We start from the raw sequence: 18,443 nt of genomic DNA, 5'->3' as shown, positions 1-18,443 counted from the left end.
TTAAATCAATTCGCCATTTTAATCTACATGTGCTCTCACTAACCACACTCGCTGTACAAACATCTTAATTTTAGCAGTCTTTAGAAGACTGTCAACTCTTCTTTATCCAATTACAACACAAAGCCTTGCTGGCGCACAAATTTCGCCACTTCCGGCCGCCGGATTTCTTTGAAAAAAGCTCGATTTTTTTGTAGCCAATCACTTTGCTGAGCATTTTGCGCGCGCTTTTGATAATAAGCTGCAGTTTGAGCTTGATATGCTGTTAAATCCGCAAACTGTTGGCGCGGATAAGTATCAACGTTCACCTGATTAGCCACTGGTAAGCGCGGTTTGACTTGATTTTTAGTCTGAGGATAACCAATAGTTAGACCAAATAATGGCACGGTCAATGACGGCAAATTTAACCACTCGGCCACTTTGAAAAGATCATTGCGAATCCCACCAATGTAACAAATGCCTAACCCCAACTGTTCAGCAGCGATAACCATACTCTGGGCACTAATAGTTGTATCGACGACACTGACCAACAATGATTCTAAATTAGTTAAACTCGCAATATTTTGCCGATTTTGCTCCAATAAAACTTTTTGCCGATACAAATCCGCAATAAACACATAAAAGACACCACTGTGTACGACGTAAGGTTCACAATTCGCCAATTGTCCCAAATTGCGGCGCAATGTTGCATCATGAATTTCTAAAATAGAAAATGCTTGCACAAAATTAGACGAGGCATTACTTCGTGCCGCCGTAATTAATTTTTGTTTCGTTACTTCATCAAGAGCCCGATCTTGAAAATCGCGCACTGAAGTATGTTGTTGCATAACTTGTAAAAAATCTTCCATTTAAATTGCTCAACCTCTAATTAATTCAAAGTTCTATAATTGCCAGCGAAACATTTGTTCCAAAAATTTTTTACTTTTTGGATAAACGCCCACATTATCTTGATAAATTAAGTCCAAAGTTTTTCGCAACTGAGCCTTAATCGAATCAGAAACTTGTATTTTACCCACTTTTTGTAAATCTAACTGCGCCAAAAAACGCAAATAAGCCACTACTTTGGGGGCTAAATGCAAACGATGTTGATCTCTCGTCCAATGGCGACTACATAAAATACCACCGAAACTTAAAGAATAATCAAAAGTTCCTTGGCGTTCGCCACCAACCACACAACTAGTCAAATTAGGAGCTACACCAAACGGCTTGAGCAGTTGTAGTTCCAAAACATTAGTAATAATTTCTGGATCCAATTGCCGATCAATTAATTTTTGGGCTGCTAAAATTTGTCGGTACCAGGCCAAAGAAACTTTTTGACCACTAAAAGCGCGTAAAATCAAATCATTTTGATAAGTGACATAAGCATTCAGCTCAATGTCCTGCGCCACAGTTTGCAACTGGTGCAAATTTAAAGCATCACTTAAATAAGAAAATCCCGACGTATTAATCGTCCCTTGATACTGACCATACGTAAAAGGCAAAACTAAGCCGCGTTGTTTCGATTGTGCTTTTTTAACCCCACGAGCCAAAAAAGTCACAATGCCAAATTGATCAGTTAACAACCACACCAGTTGATCGTTTTCATGATAATCCTGATTGCGTAAGACCAAACCTTGAAAATTTTGATTACGCTGAACCATCATTACTGCAAATCTTTCAGTGAATAACCAATTCGTGCTAAAAATAGCGGATCTTCGCGCCAATTTTTTTGGACTTTGATCCATAATTTCAAATTGATTTTCTCACCCAGCAAGTCTTCCAATTTTCGACGCGAACGAATCCCAATTTGTTTGAGTAAAGAACCCTTACTACCAATGATAATCTTCTTTTGACTATCGCGTTCCACATAAATAGTAGCATCAATTTGCAATTTATTATTTAAATGTTGATTCATTTGTTCCACCACGACTGCTACTGAATGTGGAACCTCTTGCCGCGTTAATTCTAGAATTTTCTCCCGAATAATTTCTGCAACGACAAAATATTCGGGATGATCGCTAATTTGATCAGCCGGATAATATTGCGGTCCAACAGGCAATTGCTGCCCAATAGCAGTCAATAACTCCGCCACATTATTGCCTTGAGTCGCCGAGACGGGAAACACTTCTTGAAAATGTAATAAGTTACTATATTGTTCAATCAGCGGCAACAAGATGTCTGGATGAACCAAATCAATTTTATTAATTACCAAAAAAACTGGTACTTGGACTGTCTGTAATTTGGCAATAATATTTTGTAAAGTTTTCGTGACAGATTTTTGAGCGCTAACCATTAATAAAATTAAATCGACTTCAGTTAAAGCTGAAAAAGCTGCTTTATCCATATACTGATCCAGATTATTCTTCGGTGTATGGACGCCAGGGGTATCTACAAAAATGATTTGCTGTTGCTCATCTGTATAAATACCTTGAATTTTATTACGTGTGGTTTGTGCTTTGGGAGAAATAATCGAAATTTCACTCCCCAAAATACGATTCATTAAAGTGGACTTCCCGACATTCGGTTCACCAATAATTGCCACAAAACCCGAACGAAAATTATCTACCATGTTCTAAATCTCCTGTTGTAAAAGCTCCTGGCAACAATTGTTCCACACTGACTTGTTGGATTGCTCCTGTTTGATTTGTCAAAAAAACGGGCATTTGCGGATCACAAAATTCACTAATCACTTGCCGACAAGCACCACATGGGGCAATCGGACCGGGAGTATTGCCAGTAATTAATAAAGCTTGAAATTGCCGTTGACCATGCGCAACTGCCTGAAAAATAGCGGTTCTTTCAGCACAATTAGTCAAACCATAAGAAGCATTTTCAATATTACAACCACCAAATAATTGACCATCCTGGGTTAAAAGTGCAGCACCAACTTGAAAATGCGAATACGGTGTATAAGCTTTATCCAACATTTTTGTTGCTAAATCCATTAACTGCTTAGTTTCCATTATTCTGCCAACCCCTTTTTCAATTGAATTACCGCTTCAAACCAAAATCTGCTAAAATTTCCCGCTGCAAACTGAACATTTGCTCAGCTTCCTTTGGTTTAATATGATCCCAACCAGATAGATGCAACAAGCCATGAACGACAGTATAACCTAGTTCTCGCTCAAAAGAATGTCCATATTCTTGTGCTTGTTTAGTGACCACTTCCGGACAAATAAACAAGTCACCAATGTTGCGTGGAATACCAAATTCTGCTGCTAAAGCCTGTGAACTAATGCCATCGTCATCACCATCCTCTAAAGCAAAACTAATGACATCCGTTGGTCGATCTGTTTGTCGATATTTGAGATTAATTTGATGAATTTGCTCGGAAGTACAAAAAGTAATTGAGGCTTCTGTGTTTTCAGGTAAGGCAATTTTTTTTGCCCCTGCCTCAAATAAGCGCTGGACTAAATCTAAATGTTTGTTATCAAGTAAGTGTTGTTCGTCATAAATTTCTAAGTTCATTCTTTACTCCTATTAACTTTAGCATAAGCTTCGATCACTTCCGCTACCACTGGATGACGAACTACGTCGCCGGACTGGAAATCTACAAAACCAATATGTGCTAAGTTACGTAAAATTTGTTGTGCTTGTAACAACCCACTGGGTGAACGCCGAGGCAAATCAATCTGTGTGGGATCGCCATTGACTACCATTTTGGAATCAAAGCCTAAGCGCGTCAAAAACATCTTCATTTGTTCATGCGTCGTATTTTGTGCTTCATCTAACAACACAAAGGCTTCATCTAGTGTCCGACCACGCATGTACGCTAAAGGAGCTACTTCAATGATTTCTCGTTCCAAATAACGATTAGTTTGTTCGGTTCCTAAAATTGAATACAACGCATCATAAATGGGACGTAAATATGGATCCACTTTTTCTTTTAAATCTCCTGGCAAAAAGCCTAAATTTTCGCCGGCTTCCACTGCTGGTCGGGTCAAAATCAATTTTTTAACGCGACCTTTTTTTAACGCTGCTACAGCCATCACCACTGCTAAATAAGTTTTACCAGTTCCCGCGGGCCCAATGCCAAAAGTAATATCATTTTTTTGAATAGTTTTAATATAATTACGTTGTCCGAGGTTACGTACACGAATTGGTTTTCCCTTCGCATCCCGCAATAAAATTTCATTATAAAGATCTTCAAAGTATTCTAAGGTGCCGGCTTGTGCCATTTGTACAGCACTAACTACATCTGCTTGACCAATCTGAATACCCGAGTGTTGCAAACGACTGAGAACTTTGAGAATTTGTAAAGCTAGATTAACGGCATCATTTGCTCCACTTAAGTCGACACGATTACCAAAAGGATGAATTTTCAGTAACAATTTTTCTGCCAAAATAGTCAAATTAGCATCATTACTGCCAAATAGCACCGCATCATCATTACTTTGTAAATAAAACGATTTAGTTATTTCAACTGTCAAATAAAATTTCTCCTGTCCTTCGTTCAGAACTTATTTTATAAAATTAAATTAATCCCAATTATGAACCAATTTCTGAGCACAATTTTATTTCTAAAATTAGTAGCTAGACCTAAAAAATTAAATCTTTAAAATCCCATTTAGATTGGAACTTTTATATTTGTGCTCATAGCCTCTAACTTGGATCTATCTCTTATTTTATTACAAATTGAAGCTAAAGAAAAAGGCTAAAGCAAAATCACTTTAACCTTAGTACGTTATTGCAGTACTTCTTTGACAATTTTATTAACCAATGAACCATCTGCCTGTCCCTTAACTTGGGCCATCACAGCTTTCATTAATTTACCAAAATCAGCTTTTGATTCTGCGCCTATGTCAGTGGCAGTTTGTTGAATCAGTTGACGAACTTCAGCTTCTGATAGTTGTTGCGGCATGTAATTTTGTAAAATAGCCATTTGAGACTTAGTTTCTGCAACTAAATCGTCCCGATGACCTTTTTCAAATTCTGCTAAAGAATCTTTTTGTTGCTTCATTTGCGAAACAACTACTTGATTTTCTTCATCCGCAGTCAAATCATGACCGACTTCGATCTTCTTGTTCATCAAAGCTGATTTAAGCATTCTGATAACTGACAAACCGGTCTTGTCATGACTTTTCATGGCAACTTTCATGTCAGTCATTAATTGATCAGTGAGGGACATTCCCTATCACACCCCGAATTCTTAACGTCTTCTTCTCTTCTTATTACGCTTACGTGCAGCTTCAGATTTCAGCTTACGTTTTACACTAGGTTTCTCGTAAAACTCACGTTTACGGTATTCTTGAAGAGTACCACTCTTAGAAACAGAACGTTTAAACCGACGAAGAGCATCATCAAGAGACTCGTTCTCACGAACAACGGTCTTAGCCATATGATATCCCTCCTTCCGCTTCATTACGTAACCGTTTATTACAACAGTTCTTAACTAGTATAACAAACAATTCGATAAGTTGAAACCATAATTTACCGACTTTGACTAGCTTTTTTAAAATAAAAATGCTAATTTGAAAGAAAAACAGTAGGTGATTATGTTGAAACAAATAGTTTATACGATTTCCGATTCTTCTGGTGAAACCACAACTAATTTTTCTCGCTCCATGTTAGCCCAATTTCCTCAAATTCAAATGACGCAAAAAAGATACTCATTTGTTAATGACGTCCCTAAATTAACCGCAATCTTAAAACGTGCTCAAGCAGAACAAGCGATTGTTTTTTACACACTGAGTAGTCCGCAATTAGATCAGATCGTGAAAGACTTTAAGCATGATCAAAACATGTTGTGTTTTGATATTTTGAACCCTTACTTGTCAACCATTGAAGCTTTTACCGGCAAAACGGCTTCGCACGAAATCGGTGCCGCCCGAAAATTAAGTTCCCAATATTTTAAGCGCATTGAAGCTATTGACTTTGCCGCGGAAAATGATGATGGAAAAAATCCGCACAGCATGTTAGAAGCTGATGTTGTTTTACTCGGTATTTCTCGAACTTCTAAAACACCACTAACTTTTTATTTAGCTAATCAGCAAATCAAAGCGATGAATTTGCCCTTAGTACCGCAGGTTCAATTACCGCCTGAACTGTGGCAAGTTGATCCTCATAAAATCATTGGTTTAACCAATGATGAGGAAGTACTTCAAAAGATTCGTGAACAGCGAATGCTCTCATATGGTTTACCTGCTCAAAATAATTATTCCAGTAGTGATAAAATCAAACAAGAATTAAACTATGCTACACAACTTTATGAAAAGTTAGGTTGCCTAGTTATTAACGTGGCTAACAAATCTATCGAAGAAGTAGCAGCCATTATTGAAGATAATTTACATTTGAACAGCTTTACTACTAATTAAAAAATTAAACAAAGGCAAATAAAAAAGACCTAACTAATCAGATGGTCCCGACGACCAAAATCTTGATGTTAGGTCTTTTATACGTTAATAAATGTGTTCTTGATAAAACCGCCCCATAATCATTTTGGCTTCAGTGATGCTCACAAAAGCATAGGGATCGGATTGATGCATAGCTTGACGAAACAAGGGTAATTCATACTGTGAAATAACCGTAAACAACATCGTCTTTTTAGTATGCCGATAAGCGCCTTCCACATCGTTCACAATCGTAATGCCCCGTCGCATTTCGTCTTGAATTTGGTGAATCACTTGCTGCGCGTGTGATGTCACAATAATGACTTGTAATTTTTGATCACGAGTATATAAAGCATCAATTAAACGACTATTGATAAATATGCTCAAAATTGTGTATAACGCATGAACCCAACCAAAAAGAAAACCAGAGCCAATGACAATAATCAAGTTAAAGGACAAATTAATTGTGCCGACACTTTTACCGACTTTTTTGCGTAACACAATCCCGATAATATCTAAGCCACCAGTCGACAACTCATTTTTGAGCGCGAGCCCCGTGCCAAAGCCATTAAACACTCCCCCAAAAATTGCACAAATAATAGGATCAAATTGTACCTTAACTGGTGGTAATAACCGCATGAGAATCGTAGATAAAGCAACCGCGATGACCGTAAAGATCGTAAAATTGTGTCCGATTTTTTTCCAGGATAAAACTAACAAAGGTAAATTGAACAAAGCGTATAAAAATGCCACTGGTACTGATATTGCTAACCAACGATTTAGTAAAGTGGCAATCAATTGGGCAAAACCAGTAATACCGGAACCATAGATATGACCTGGTGTCCAAAAGATATTCACCGCAATTGAGACACAGACAGCATAAACCACTGCGACTGATAATTTAGTCAAAGTACGATATCGTTTTAAAACTTGTTCTATTTCCTTCATCAATGTGTAAAGTCCTTTATAGATTTACTTGCATTAAATACTTTAACACATTATTTCTAGAAAAAAAGTTTATTTAGAGGTCGTTTTTACTAGATCAATATATTTACCATAACCAGCAGCTTCCATTTGTGCTAAAGGGATAAACTTCAAAGCCGCCGAATTAATACAGTAACGTAACCCCCCATCTTCCTGTGGTCCGTCGGTAAAGACATGTCCCAAATGGGAATTGGCTTGTTTACTGCGAACTTCCACACGCTCCATATGGTGACTAGAATCTCTTCTTTGCGTCAACGGAGCAATTGGTTGACTGAATGCGGGCCAACCACAACCCGATTGATATTTTTTAGCTGAAGAAAATAGTGGTTCTCCACTCACAATATCCACATAAATCCCCGGTTCAAAAAAGTCATCATATTGATTATCAAATGCGCGCTCTGTACCTTGCTCTTGTGTTACTTGATATTGTAAAGGTGTTAATTGTTGTTTTTGTTTTTCATACATAAAAAATTACCTCCTAAGCCATTATTTTAAAGGATTAGGAGGTAATCTTCATTAGATATGCTACTTTTTAATTTCTAAATCTAAATCTGTTAACTGGGTTGTCGCTACGGGTGCTGGTGCTTGCATCATAGGTTCAGACGCTTTCGAATTCTTTGGAAAGGCAATGACATCGCGAATATTATCCCGGTGCGCTAAGAGCATGGCGAAACGATCCAGGCCAATTGCTAGGCCGCCATGTGGTGGAAAACCATAATCTAAGGCATCTAGCAAAAAGCCAAATTGTTCTTGTGCTCGTTCTTTCGTGAAGTCTAACGCTTTAAACATTTTTTCTTGAATATCACGTGTATGAATCCGAATCGAGCCCCCGCCCAACTCATAACCATTCAAGACAATATCGTAACTTTGCGCGTGAGCTTTATGCGGATCTGTCTCCAATAAAGCCACATCTTCTTCGTTAGGCATCGTGAATGGATGATGTGCCGCCGTCCAGCGCTCAATGCCTTCATCATATTCAAACAACGGCCAATCAACGACCCATAGGAAATTAAATTGATCTTCATCATAGAGTTTTAACTCTTTAGCAAAGTGTTTCCGTAAATAACCTAAGGAATCAGCACAGACTTTGCGACTATCTGCAACAAATAAAACTAAATCATTATTAGCTAAAGCTAAACGTGCTTTTAAAGCTGCAGCTTGATCTTGTACAAATTTTGCGACAGGACCCGTTAATTGATCATCATTAACTTTGAGCCAGGCCAAACCTTTGGCACCAAAACGTTTAATATATTCTTGCTGAGCTTCAATTTTTTTACGCGAGTATTGATCAGCAGCATTTTTAACAACAATCGCTTTGACTTGTCCTTGATTAGCTAGTGCACTTTGAAAGACTTTAAAAGTTGAGTCCTTAAATAAATCACTGAGATCTTGTAACTCCATGCCAAACCGGGTGTCAGGTTTATCTGACCCAAACCGATCCATGGCTTCATTCCAAGTCAACCGCGGAAATGGTAACTGAACATCAATCCCCTTGACATCATGCATGACTTGAGCAATTAAGCCCTCAGTCAAATCTTGGATTTGTTGCGCACTCAAGAAACTAGTTTCCATATCAATTTGCGTAAATTCCGGCTGACGATCGCCGCGCAAATCTTCATCCCGAAAACAACGTGCTACTTGATAATACCGATCAAACCCAGCGCCCATTAATAATTGCTTAAACAATTGCGGTGATTGTGGTAAAGCATAAAAGCTACCTGGATAAACTCGTGAGGGTACCAAATAATCACGCGCACCTTCAGGCGTCGACTTGGCCAAATCGGGCGTTTCAATGTTGATAAAGCCGTGCTGGTCAAAGTATTGGTGCACCGTGGCCATAATTTGGGATCGAATGCGTAACCCCGCTTGCATCTCAGGCCGCCGTAAGTCTAAATACCGATATTTTAATTTAGTTTCTTCACTCGCATCAACATCATCTTCAATATTAAACGGTACCGTCTTGGCACGATTCAAAATTTCTAAGGTGCTGACTTTAACTTCGACTTTACCAGTCTTCATCTCAGCATTAATAGCCTCTTGGGAGCGAGCCACAACTGTCCCTTGAACACTAATCACGTATTCCGAATGCAGTTGATCTGCTTGCTTTAAAATTTCTGAGCCATTTTCTTGATTAAATACTAACTGAACAATCCCCTCACGGTCACGTAAATCCACAAAAATTAAATTACCTAAATTTCTTTTCTTTTGAACCCAACCAGCTAAGGTTACTTCTTGATTCAGATATTTTTCATCAATCAAGCCGCAATAATTTGTTCGTTCCATCGTTTTACCCCTTTTTAATTTTAGCCAATAAACCAGCTTGATCATCTAAGTTAACAGCAATTTCTTGACCATCAGCTAATCGTTTTAACTTAGCTTGGCGCGTCTGCAATTCGCTATCACCAATGGTCAAAGTAAATTTCGCCTGCAGGCGGTCCGCTTGCTTAAACTGGCCTTTAACTTTTTTATCCAAATAATCTCGTTCAGCACTGATGCCGGCTTGGCGTAATTGAGCTAATAACTGTGACACAGCTAAAGAATCCGCACTATCAACGCTCACTAAATAAACATCAGGTCCCACCATTTTCGGTAAATGCTGGTTTTCAGCTTCTAATAATAACATTAAGCGCTCAATACCGAGGCCAAAGCCAACTCCTGACACGTCTGGCCCACCTAATTGCTGCACCAAACCATTGTAACGTCCTCCAGCAATCACCGTCATTTCTTGGTTATTAAAGGCGGCACTTTGAACCATGATTTCATAAATTGTATGATTATAATAATCCAAACCGCGCACCATATTGGAATCAATCGTATATGGAACTTTCAACGCATCCAATAGCGCCGTTACTTGTTGAAAATGTTCTTGGGCTGCAGGCGTTAAATAATCTAAAATCGACGGTGCACCTGCGACAATCTCTTGATCATGAGCATCTTTACTGTCCAAAATTCGTAATGGATTCTTCTGCAAACGAACTTGCGAGTCAGCACTCAATTGCTCTGCCAACGGCGTCAAATAAGCTAATAATGCTTGATGATAAGCTTGCCGAGTTTCTTGATCACCTAAAGTATTGAGCGCAACCGTATAATTATTAATTCCTAATTCATCTAAGAAACTGACCGCCATGAGAATTGTTTCAACATCTAGTTGTGGACTATCACTGCCTAATGCTTCTACGCCAATTTGGTGAAACTGACGTTGACGACCGGATTGTGGTCGCTCATAACGAAACATCGGACCTTTATACCAAACTTTATAAGGGCGCACATACTCGGGCGCAAATAACTTATTTTCTACATAAGCACGTACCACACCAGCTGTGCCTTCAGGCCGTAAAGCTAAGTGCCGGCCACCTTTATCTTCAAAATCATACATTTCCTTGGAAACAATATCAGAAGTATCACCAGACGAACGCGCAAATACATCATATTGTTCAAACATTGGGGTTCTGATTTCATGATATTGATAATTTTTAAAAATTTGTTGGGCTGTGGCTTCAATAAATTGCCATTTTTCAGATTCTCCAGGTAATATATCAACTGTACCTTTAGGTTTTTGATACCGCATCTTTAATCCTCCTTCATCTTCAGACAAGATCGCAATAATTCATTGAGCATTGTTCCAAACTGTGATACTGCCAGCACCAAGTATAAAATTCAACTATAATTTTCATAACCGCACTGGACAACAATCTTTTCAAGTCGCAGGTCTTAATTTGCCAATGATGTGACCGCTTCACTAAAAAACACCCTTGCTCAAGAACAAGGGTGTAAATTAATTACACGGTACCACCTTAATTATCGCTACAGTTAACGCCTGCCAGACGAATTAATTTATTCTCGTCACTGTTACTTTAAGTGAATACTCTCACCGTCATATTCTCTCTGTTAATTTAAAGTAATACTACATTACTACTCTCTTACTAAATTACCATCATCAAAGAGAAAGTCAAGTCTGAACCAGCCAGTTTTTCAATTTGGTGATTTATTTTCAAGCAACCTTAATTTTCAAGAGGATTGCTCTCAAAAACCATTAGATCATTCAAACTTTAAGTTCGACTAAGTCGTAAAATTTCCAAACTCCAGTTCAAATATAATGGCTATTTGCTTTTTAATATTATAATATAGTATTAATCAATATTACAGGATGTCAAATTCATGTTTAAACGCGTAAAACAAATTTTTTCAAAAAATAATTATCATTTGATGAGCTTCTTTTTAATTATTGGATTATTATGCTTAGCTAGTTATTCAACTTTAACTTTGGCTCAATCTAATCAAATTACGGTACAGGCTAATTTCTTAAACGTCCGGTTGGGACCTAGTCTGTCTTACGATACAATTACTCAAGTTAAACGTGGCGAACATTTAACAATCCTCAGTGAAAAAAATGATTGGTATCAAGTGCGGATTGATAGTGACAAGATTGGCTGGGTTGCCAGTTGGCTAATTGCTAATAATGACGCTAACACTTCCAGTAATACCTTTGGTGTGATCAAAGCCCCTAATACTAATGTGCAAAAATATCCGCAAAAATCATCACCTGTTTTAGGAACTTTAATGCAGTCCGATAAAGTCAATATTGTTTACTCTCAAAATAATTGGAGTCAAATCCTATTCGACAAGACAGTAGGCTGGATTCCTAATTCTGAACTGATCATTACTGATAAAGTTCCGGAAAAAATTCAACAAGGATCCCAAAATTCCGGAACTTCCAAAACTGCTAACATCCAATCAGTAACTACCTTACAAAACAATACCCAAATTTATCAACAACCTAACCTGAATTCAAAAATTGTCGCACATATCACCGATCAAACGACTCTACCTTATCTTGGTCGTAGTGGTAAATTTTATAAAATTCGGCTCAATTCGGGAGAAGAAGGCTATATTGCTAGTGGATTAGTGTCAATTTCGGACACTCGCCATGCACTACCTACTGCAGCCACCAAATTACCTGAAGCGACAATCGTTTTAGATCCGGGACACGGTGGTAGCGATCCAGGAGCCTTATCGGCTAATCAAAAGCACTATGAAAAAACATATACTTTAAAAATTATGCAAATGTTACAAGCCAAATTAGAACAAACAGGAGCGAATGTTATTTTGACGCGACATTCTGATACTAATATTGCTCTCGCCGACCGGGCCCGAACTGCAAACAAACTCAACGCAGACGTTTTTATTAGTCTACACTTCGATGCCAGTGACAATGGTCATGCTAGTGGTATTACTACTTACTACTATTCTGCCAAAAAAGATCGGCGATTAGCACAGCATATTAACCAAAATCTAAAACACACAGCTTTACCAAATCGCGGACTAAAATTTGGCAATTTTGAAGTTTTACGAGAAAACGAACAACCTGCCATCTTAATCGAAGGCGGTTATATCAATAATAAAAAGGATTACCGAAAAATCAGTAATCCTACTTATCAAAAACAATTAGCCGATGCCATTTATCAAGGACTGGTGCAAAATTTCCAGTGAATTAATAATTGATAGCTACTTTTGAAACATATTAACTAATTAATGCACAAACAGTGGCTGCATATCGTTCAACTGTTGGACACTATATTCGGCTGTGGCACGATCATGAAAACCATCGACATCAAAATAAATACTGGCAATCTCAGCATTATGTCCGGCTAACACATCTAACGAACGATCGCCGATCATCACCGTTTGCTCTTTGGATAGTTGATATTTTTTTATCAAGTAATTCAAAGCTTGGGGATTAGGTTTCCGGGCAAAGGTTAAACTAGATGTAATAACTTCTGTAAATAACTGTGCAATTCCTTGCTGCTGCAACAAATCTCTCACTTGATTATCGCGATGCGTCAATAAAAAGTTTTGACCACCAGCTGCTATAACAGTTCGTAAAATTTCTTGTGCTTGTGGATAAAGCTGAACTTTCAGTTGTGCCTGATGATCCAAATTTTGATAATATTTTTGCATAGTCACAAAATCCAGCTGTAGCCTTTGTGCAGCCATTTGTAATTCCTTCGTGACTGAACCCAGCTTGATTTTTCGGTACAACTGCTGATCTGAGATTGCTACATCGTCATTAAAATGTTGCAACGTTTGCTTGAGACTTTTTAAAATTCCCGGATACGTATCTGCTAAAGTACCATCATAATCCCAAATTGCATATTTAAACATTGATCAATTACCTCTCATAAATGATTGTCATTGGACCATCATTAGTTAATTGCACTTGCATGTCGGCGCCAAACCGTCCTGTTTGCACTACCAAATTGCTACTCCGCAATTGCTGATTGAATTGCTCGTATAAATCTTTGGCCAAAGCTGGTGCCAGTGCTTCTGTAAAACTCGGACGGTTACCCTTTTTAGTATTAGCGTACAGAGTAAATTGTGAAATTGATAAAATGGCTCCTTGTACATCCAAAATAGATAAATTGGTTTTACCTGCCTGATCAGCAAAAATCCGACTATGCAAAATTTTAGGTACTAAATAATTGACTTGCTCAATTGTGTCGTCGTGCCCAAATCCGACCAATAACATTAAACCGGGCCCAATTTGACCAACCACTGCTTGATTAATACTAACTTGTGCTTGTAAAACTCGCTGTGCTACTACCTTCATTCAAATCAATCCTTAATTAATCACTCGTTGCACGTCGTAAACATCCTGAACATTATTGATCTTATTCATAATATCTTTTAAGTGTTCCAAATTTCTAACTTTTACTGACAAAGTGATATGCGCCATCCGATCTTGATCAACATGACCATTGACACCAGACAACAAATCACTCCGTTTATTGACAACTTGCAATACATCAGTCAATAAACCATTGCGATTATAACCAAACACCTCTAATTTGACATTATAATGATGGTCATGAACATTCCCCCAACTTGCCTCAATCAAGCGGTTATTAGTGCTCTCTAAATCAATATTGGGACAAGCTGCGCGGTGAATAGTTACGCCTCGACCTTTAGTAATATAACCCACAATTTGATCGCCTGGAATCGGGGTACAACATTTGCCCATGTGAATCAATAAGTTATCTGCACCTTGAATATTTACTTCTCGATCCTGAGTTTCATTGGCCACAATTTTTTCTTCTGGCGGCACTTCCGTTTCGGGCGGGGTGTCCTGTAAAATCTTTTGTTCTAATTCAGCTTGCTTTTGTTGTTCCAACTTTTTACGATCCGCTTCTGTCAAACGGTTAACAACCCCAATAGCAGAAATTTCACCATAACCCACGGCTGCCAATAATTCTTCAATAGTTTCAAAATTATAACGTTGACAGACATTACTTAACATTTTTTTACTCAAGTAAGTTTTAGGAGCAAAATTGCGGTCCAGTAATTCACGTTCTAGCTTATTGCGACCTTCTTCGATATTATCTTGCCGATCAACACTTTTAAAGTAGCGTTTAATCTTATTCCGCGCTCTTGAAGTATAGACTAGATTTTCCCAATCGCGACTGGGTGCGGCATTACTTTGGGTTAATAATTCTACAATATCGCCGTTACGCAGCTTATAATTAAGCGGAACCATTTTTCCATTCACTTTGACACCCGTCGTATGATTACCAACTTCAGTGTGCACTTGATAAGCAAAATCTAAGGGAATAGAGCCCTTCGGCAATTCTAAGACTTCGCCTTTAGGGGTAAATACATAAACCCGATCACTAAAAATGTCGCCCTTCACACTTTGCATAAAATCTGCATCATTGGTCGTTTCTTCTTGGATCTCCATAATTTCACGAAAGACATCAATCTGATGGTCGTTTTGATCCAAAGTAATGGCGGACTTTTTGCCTTCTTTATAAGCCCAATGGGCAGCCACCCCAAATTCCGCTACTTCATGCATTTGATAGGTACGAATTTGCACTTCTAAAGGTCGCCCTTGGGGACCAATGACGGTCGTGTGTAAAGATTGATACCCGTTAACTTTCGGCACTGCAATATAATCTTTAAAGCGTCCAGGCATCGGCTTCCACTTCGCATGAATATTACCTAAAACACTATAACAATCTCGCACTGAATTAACCATAATGCGAATTGCTAACAAATCATATAATTCTTCAAAACGTTTGTGTTTTTCTTGCATCTTTTTATAGATAGAGTAAATATGCTTTGCCCGACCACTAATGTCATAATGAATGTTTAATTGATCAATATTTGCCTGAACTTCCTGAACTGCTTGTTTAATATAAGCTTCACGCTGTGTGCGTTTGGAATTCATGAGATGAACAATCCGATAATACTGTTGTGGATTAAGGTAACGCAAGGATAAATCTTCCAATTCCCATTTAATTGTACTGATTCCCAAACGATCTGCCAACGGCGCATAAATTTCTAAAGTTTCATTGGCAATCCGCCGCTGCTTATCCGGCCGCAAATAATTTAACGTCCGCATATTATGCAAACGATCCGCTAATTTCACCATGATAACGCGCATATCCTTAGCCGTTGCAAGTAACATTTTGCGATGATTAGCAGCTAATAATTCTTGATGAGATTTGTACTTATATTTGGAAATTTTAGTTACGCCTTCCACAATATTAGCCACATCATCACCAAATAATTCTCGAATATCACCAGAAACAATCTTGGTGTCTTCCACTACATCGTGTAAAAAACCTGCCGAAACAGTATCCGGATCCATTTTTAAATTAGCTAAGATAGCCGCCACTTGAATGGGATGAACAATATAAAGCTCCCCCGAAGCTCGCCTTTGATCTTGATGCACATAAGCCGCCATCTGATAAGCTTTTTTAATATAACTAACATGACGTTCGTTCATATAAGTAGCACATAACGCAAAAACTTCATCAGCCGTATAAACTTTTTCTTTCGACAAAACCGACTGCACCTACCTTTCAGTATAATCTTTCATTAGAGCTTGCTGGAACCACCAGTTCTCTGGTACAGTTCTACAATTCATTACTTAGACATGAGACTAACTGCAGATTGATCATTAATAGTAATTATTTAGAAGTACTCAACAAAAAGGCTAAATACTCCACTAACAAATATAAAATTACCAACAAATATGCATAGATACTCGTCAAATAATGCAATAAAACTAGAAGCAAAAAGAAACCTGGAAAAATTCCAAACGTCCATTTAGGTTGGCGTGTTCTTTTAATCCATCGACCATACAAAACCGCCAAAATTAAATTTAATACTAAAAAGATCAAACCAACTCGCCAAGATTTACCGAGTTTAAAGGTCCCCGCAATTAAAGGGAGGGTAATCGTTAAAACAATTGTTAATAAACAGATTTGACAATAATTCGATTGCCAACATTTTAAAATAAATTTTTTCACGTTAATATTCCTTGTTCAATTCAATTTGGTAAGACAAAGTACTTAAAAAGTACAGCGGTGCCGTTTCTGCCCGCAAAATACGCGGACCTAGGCCACAACTAATATAGTTATTGTGCAACAATTGAGTAATTTCTTCAATATGAAAACCACCCTCGGGGCCAAATAAACAAATAATTGACTGCTGGGCTTGCAAAGTCTGCAAAGTTTGTACCAATTGGGCTGTTTCACCTTGTTTAGCGGCTTCTTCGTAAGCAATCAAGCGATGATCTGCTGGAAAATCTAATAATTCGGTCACATTATTTAAATAGCTAATTTTAGGAATGACCAAACGTTGTGACTGGGCCGCTGCTGCTTGCGCAATTTCTTGTAAGCGGGCCATTTTTTTAATTCTAACCGCCGGTTTCCATTTCATAATCGAATAACGGGCTTCAAAAAAAATCAACTGGTGCACACCTAATTCAGTTGCTTTTTGAGTAATTAATTCCAGCTTGTCTTTTTTCGATAAAGCACAAGCTAAAGTAACTTGCACCGGCAGTTCCGTTATCTGGCGTGCTTGGGGTTTGAGAGTCACTTCAAAACTAGTTGCTAAAATATTACTGATTGTTGCCACAAAAGTCGCCTGGCTCTGATCAACCAACCAAAATTGTTTACCTACGGGATAGTGCAACACCTTAATTAAATGTTGGTAATGTGGATTGCCCAACTCTAAACTTGAGGTGTTGGGGGCAAGCGTTTCTGACCAAAAAACTTGTTGCATTAACTTTGCTCCTTTTGAGCTACCAAACAAGACCAGCCCGAACTAATCAATTCTTGTTGAATAACTAAATATTGCTGTTGTAATAATTTTTTCATAGTTTCTGCTTGTTCCACCAAAAATCCGGACACAATCACTAAGCCTGCAGTATTAAGATGGTCATTGATTTGTGGCATTAAGGCAGTTAGTGGATCCAATAGCATATTCGCCACAACCATGTCGGCTGTCTGTTGAACACCCGTTAATAGTGAATTTTGACAGACTTGAAACTGACTAGTGAGCTGATTGAGTGCAAAATTTTCTTGAGCAACAGTCACAGCTTCTGCCGATAAATCATAACCATAGAGCTGATTAACACCAAGCTTGGCCGCAGCAATAGCTAAAATCCCCGTGCCCGTTCCAACATCAATTAACGATTCCTGTCCATGAATAAACAGTTCCAATGCTTGCAAACAAAGCTTAGTCGTAGGATGTTCACCCGTGCCAAAAGCTTCTTGTGGCCGCAGCAAAATTTCTGTGGTAGCCGGTTGAGCATCTTTTTGCCAAGCGGGAACAATCTTTAAAAAATGACTAACAGTTACTGGTTGATAGTATTTTTGCCAATACTTACCCCAATGCACATCAACATTTTCATGTAGGTGTAATTCATACTGATCTGCAGTAATCCCCCATTGCTTTAACTCTTGTTGTAATTGTTGGCACCACTGTTGATTCAATGTCTTTGCCGGCAAATAAATTGCCAAACCTTGATCATCTGGCAAGGTTTCAATCCCTTGAATTTGTTGTTGAATTAATACTGCACTAATTAAATCTAAATTCTGAGTAGCAGTTGTAATGATTAGTTGATTAAAAACTGGTTGACTCATTTAATTATTTTCCTTTACTTTTTTTGAAGTGGCATACTTTTTAGTCAAATGTTCAAACTGTTGTTGAACAGTGACCAAGCGTTCATCATCTTGACGGACTTGCTTCAAGATTTGCGCAAAGTCTTGTTTTTGTAAATTAACTTTAGTAGTTTTACGACGTTTAAACATGAAATTCTCACCTATTAGCTCTAAAAATCTAAATCATGTTAATATTATAAATGAAATT

Annotated in this window: 21 protein-coding genes; 2 read left to right on the top strand and 19 right to left on the bottom strand. The window is 38.0% G+C overall.

Annotated elements, in window-relative coordinates:
• Positions 1–110 precede the first annotated feature (110 nt).
• The 8 genes from AC3B6D_RS04065 to rpsU all read right to left on the bottom strand — a co-directional run bounded on the left by AC3B6D_RS04065 (position 111) and on the right by rpsU (position 5,314).
• Positions 111–845, bottom strand: coding sequence for an NADPH-dependent oxidoreductase (locus tag AC3B6D_RS04065; RefSeq protein WP_489757628.1), 735 nt, complete (start codon positions 843–845; stop codon positions 111–113).
• A gap of 33 nt (positions 846–878) precedes the next feature.
• The gene (gene recO, locus AC3B6D_RS04060; RefSeq protein WP_489757627.1) at positions 879–1,640 is read right to left on the bottom strand and encodes a DNA repair protein RecO; all 762 of its coding nucleotides are present in this window, start codon (positions 1,638–1,640) and stop codon (positions 879–881) included.
• Positions 1,640–2,545: a GTPase Era gene (era, locus tag AC3B6D_RS04055; protein WP_489757626.1), complete on the bottom strand. Its 906-nt coding sequence runs from the start codon at positions 2,543–2,545 to the stop codon at positions 1,640–1,642. The genes recO and era overlap by 1 nt, the downstream gene beginning before the upstream one ends.
• Positions 2,535–2,939: a cytidine deaminase gene (locus AC3B6D_RS04050; RefSeq protein ID WP_489757625.1), complete on the bottom strand. Its 405-nt coding sequence runs from the start codon at positions 2,937–2,939 to the stop codon at positions 2,535–2,537. The genes era and AC3B6D_RS04050 overlap by 11 nt, the downstream gene beginning before the upstream one ends.
• 28 nt (positions 2,940–2,967) lie before the next feature.
• Positions 2,968–3,444 (bottom strand): rRNA maturation RNase YbeY, encoded by a 477-nt coding sequence (gene ybeY / locus AC3B6D_RS04045; protein ID WP_489757624.1) that lies wholly within the window; start codon positions 3,442–3,444, stop codon positions 2,968–2,970.
• Entirely contained in the window at positions 3,441–4,406 is a 966-nt protein-coding gene (locus tag AC3B6D_RS04040; protein WP_489757623.1) for a PhoH family protein, read from the bottom strand. The genes ybeY and AC3B6D_RS04040 overlap by 4 nt, the downstream gene beginning before the upstream one ends.
• 254 nt (positions 4,407–4,660) lie before the next feature.
• On the bottom strand, positions 4,661–5,104 hold the full coding sequence (locus AC3B6D_RS04035) for a GatB/YqeY domain-containing protein (protein WP_489757622.1): 444 nt from the start codon (positions 5,102–5,104) through the stop codon (positions 4,661–4,663).
• A 21-nt stretch (positions 5,105–5,125) separates the two neighbouring features.
• Entirely contained in the window at positions 5,126–5,314 is a 189-nt protein-coding gene (rpsU, locus tag AC3B6D_RS04030) for a 30S ribosomal protein S21 (RefSeq protein ID WP_249512765.1), read from the bottom strand.
• Between the two features lie 157 nt (positions 5,315–5,471).
• On the opposite strand from rpsU, the gene AC3B6D_RS04025 reads away from it, so the two are divergent.
• On the top strand, positions 5,472–6,290 hold the full coding sequence (locus AC3B6D_RS04025) for a pyruvate, water dikinase regulatory protein (protein ID WP_489757621.1): 819 nt from the start codon (positions 5,472–5,474) through the stop codon (positions 6,288–6,290).
• Positions 6,291–6,374: 84 nt separating this feature from the next.
• Here AC3B6D_RS04025 and AC3B6D_RS04020 read toward each other — a convergent pair whose 3' ends face one another.
• The 4 genes from AC3B6D_RS04020 to hisS form a co-directional block, all read right to left on the bottom strand.
• Positions 6,375–7,253 (bottom strand): YitT family protein, encoded by an 879-nt coding sequence (locus tag AC3B6D_RS04020; RefSeq protein WP_489757620.1) that lies wholly within the window; start codon positions 7,251–7,253, stop codon positions 6,375–6,377.
• A gap of 69 nt (positions 7,254–7,322) precedes the next feature.
• Positions 7,323–7,754: a peptide-methionine (R)-S-oxide reductase MsrB gene (gene msrB / locus AC3B6D_RS04015; protein WP_489757619.1), complete on the bottom strand. Its 432-nt coding sequence runs from the start codon at positions 7,752–7,754 to the stop codon at positions 7,323–7,325.
• 60 nt (positions 7,755–7,814) lie between these two features.
• Positions 7,815–9,572 (bottom strand): aspartate--tRNA ligase, encoded by a 1,758-nt coding sequence (gene aspS, locus AC3B6D_RS04010; RefSeq protein ID WP_489774975.1) that lies wholly within the window; start codon positions 9,570–9,572, stop codon positions 7,815–7,817.
• Between the two features lie 4 nt (positions 9,573–9,576).
• Positions 9,577–10,857, bottom strand: a complete 1,281-nt coding sequence (gene hisS / locus AC3B6D_RS04005) for a histidine--tRNA ligase (RefSeq protein WP_489774974.1) — start codon at positions 10,855–10,857, stop codon at positions 9,577–9,579.
• Positions 10,858–11,447: 590 nt separating this feature from the next.
• Between hisS and AC3B6D_RS04000 the strand changes: the two genes are divergently transcribed.
• Positions 11,448–12,779, top strand: a complete 1,332-nt coding sequence (locus AC3B6D_RS04000; RefSeq protein ID WP_489774973.1) for an N-acetylmuramoyl-L-alanine amidase family protein — start codon at positions 11,448–11,450, stop codon at positions 12,777–12,779.
• Positions 12,780–12,818: 39 nt separating this feature from the next.
• Here the strand turns inward: AC3B6D_RS04000 and AC3B6D_RS03995 are convergent, their stop codons facing one another.
• The 7 genes from AC3B6D_RS03995 to AC3B6D_RS03965 all read right to left on the bottom strand — a co-directional run bounded on the left by AC3B6D_RS03995 (position 12,819) and on the right by AC3B6D_RS03965 (position 18,385).
• Positions 12,819–13,451, bottom strand: coding sequence for an HAD-IA family hydrolase (locus AC3B6D_RS03995; RefSeq protein WP_489774972.1), 633 nt, complete (start codon positions 13,449–13,451; stop codon positions 12,819–12,821).
• A 7-nt stretch (positions 13,452–13,458) separates the two neighbouring features.
• Positions 13,459–13,896: a D-aminoacyl-tRNA deacylase gene (gene dtd / locus AC3B6D_RS03990; RefSeq protein ID WP_489757614.1), complete on the bottom strand. Its 438-nt coding sequence runs from the start codon at positions 13,894–13,896 to the stop codon at positions 13,459–13,461.
• A gap of 12 nt (positions 13,897–13,908) precedes the next feature.
• On the bottom strand, positions 13,909–16,128 hold the full coding sequence (locus tag AC3B6D_RS03985) for a RelA/SpoT family protein (protein WP_489757613.1): 2,220 nt from the start codon (positions 16,126–16,128) through the stop codon (positions 13,909–13,911).
• A gap of 127 nt (positions 16,129–16,255) precedes the next feature.
• Positions 16,256–16,597 carry a hypothetical protein gene (locus AC3B6D_RS03980; protein ID WP_489757612.1) on the bottom strand — a complete coding sequence of 114 codons (342 nt, stop codon included), beginning with the start codon at positions 16,595–16,597 and terminating at the stop codon, positions 16,256–16,258.
• Between the two features lies 1 nt (position 16,598).
• Positions 16,599–17,354 (bottom strand): RsmE family RNA methyltransferase, encoded by a 756-nt coding sequence (locus AC3B6D_RS03975; protein ID WP_489757611.1) that lies wholly within the window; start codon positions 17,352–17,354, stop codon positions 16,599–16,601.
• Entirely contained in the window at positions 17,354–18,217 is an 864-nt protein-coding gene (gene prmA / locus AC3B6D_RS03970; RefSeq protein WP_489774971.1) for a 50S ribosomal protein L11 methyltransferase, read from the bottom strand. Before prmA ends, AC3B6D_RS03975 begins: the two co-directional genes overlap by 1 nt.
• On the bottom strand, positions 18,218–18,385 hold the full coding sequence (locus tag AC3B6D_RS03965; RefSeq protein WP_489774970.1) for a hypothetical protein: 168 nt from the start codon (positions 18,383–18,385) through the stop codon (positions 18,218–18,220).
• Between the last annotated feature and the right edge of the window lie 58 nt (positions 18,386–18,443).

The sequence above is a fragment of the Bombilactobacillus sp. ESL1097 genome, from assembly GCF_058107205.1.
Note: the sequence above shows the minus strand (reverse complement) of the source record. Positions and strands in the feature narration are given on the sequence as shown.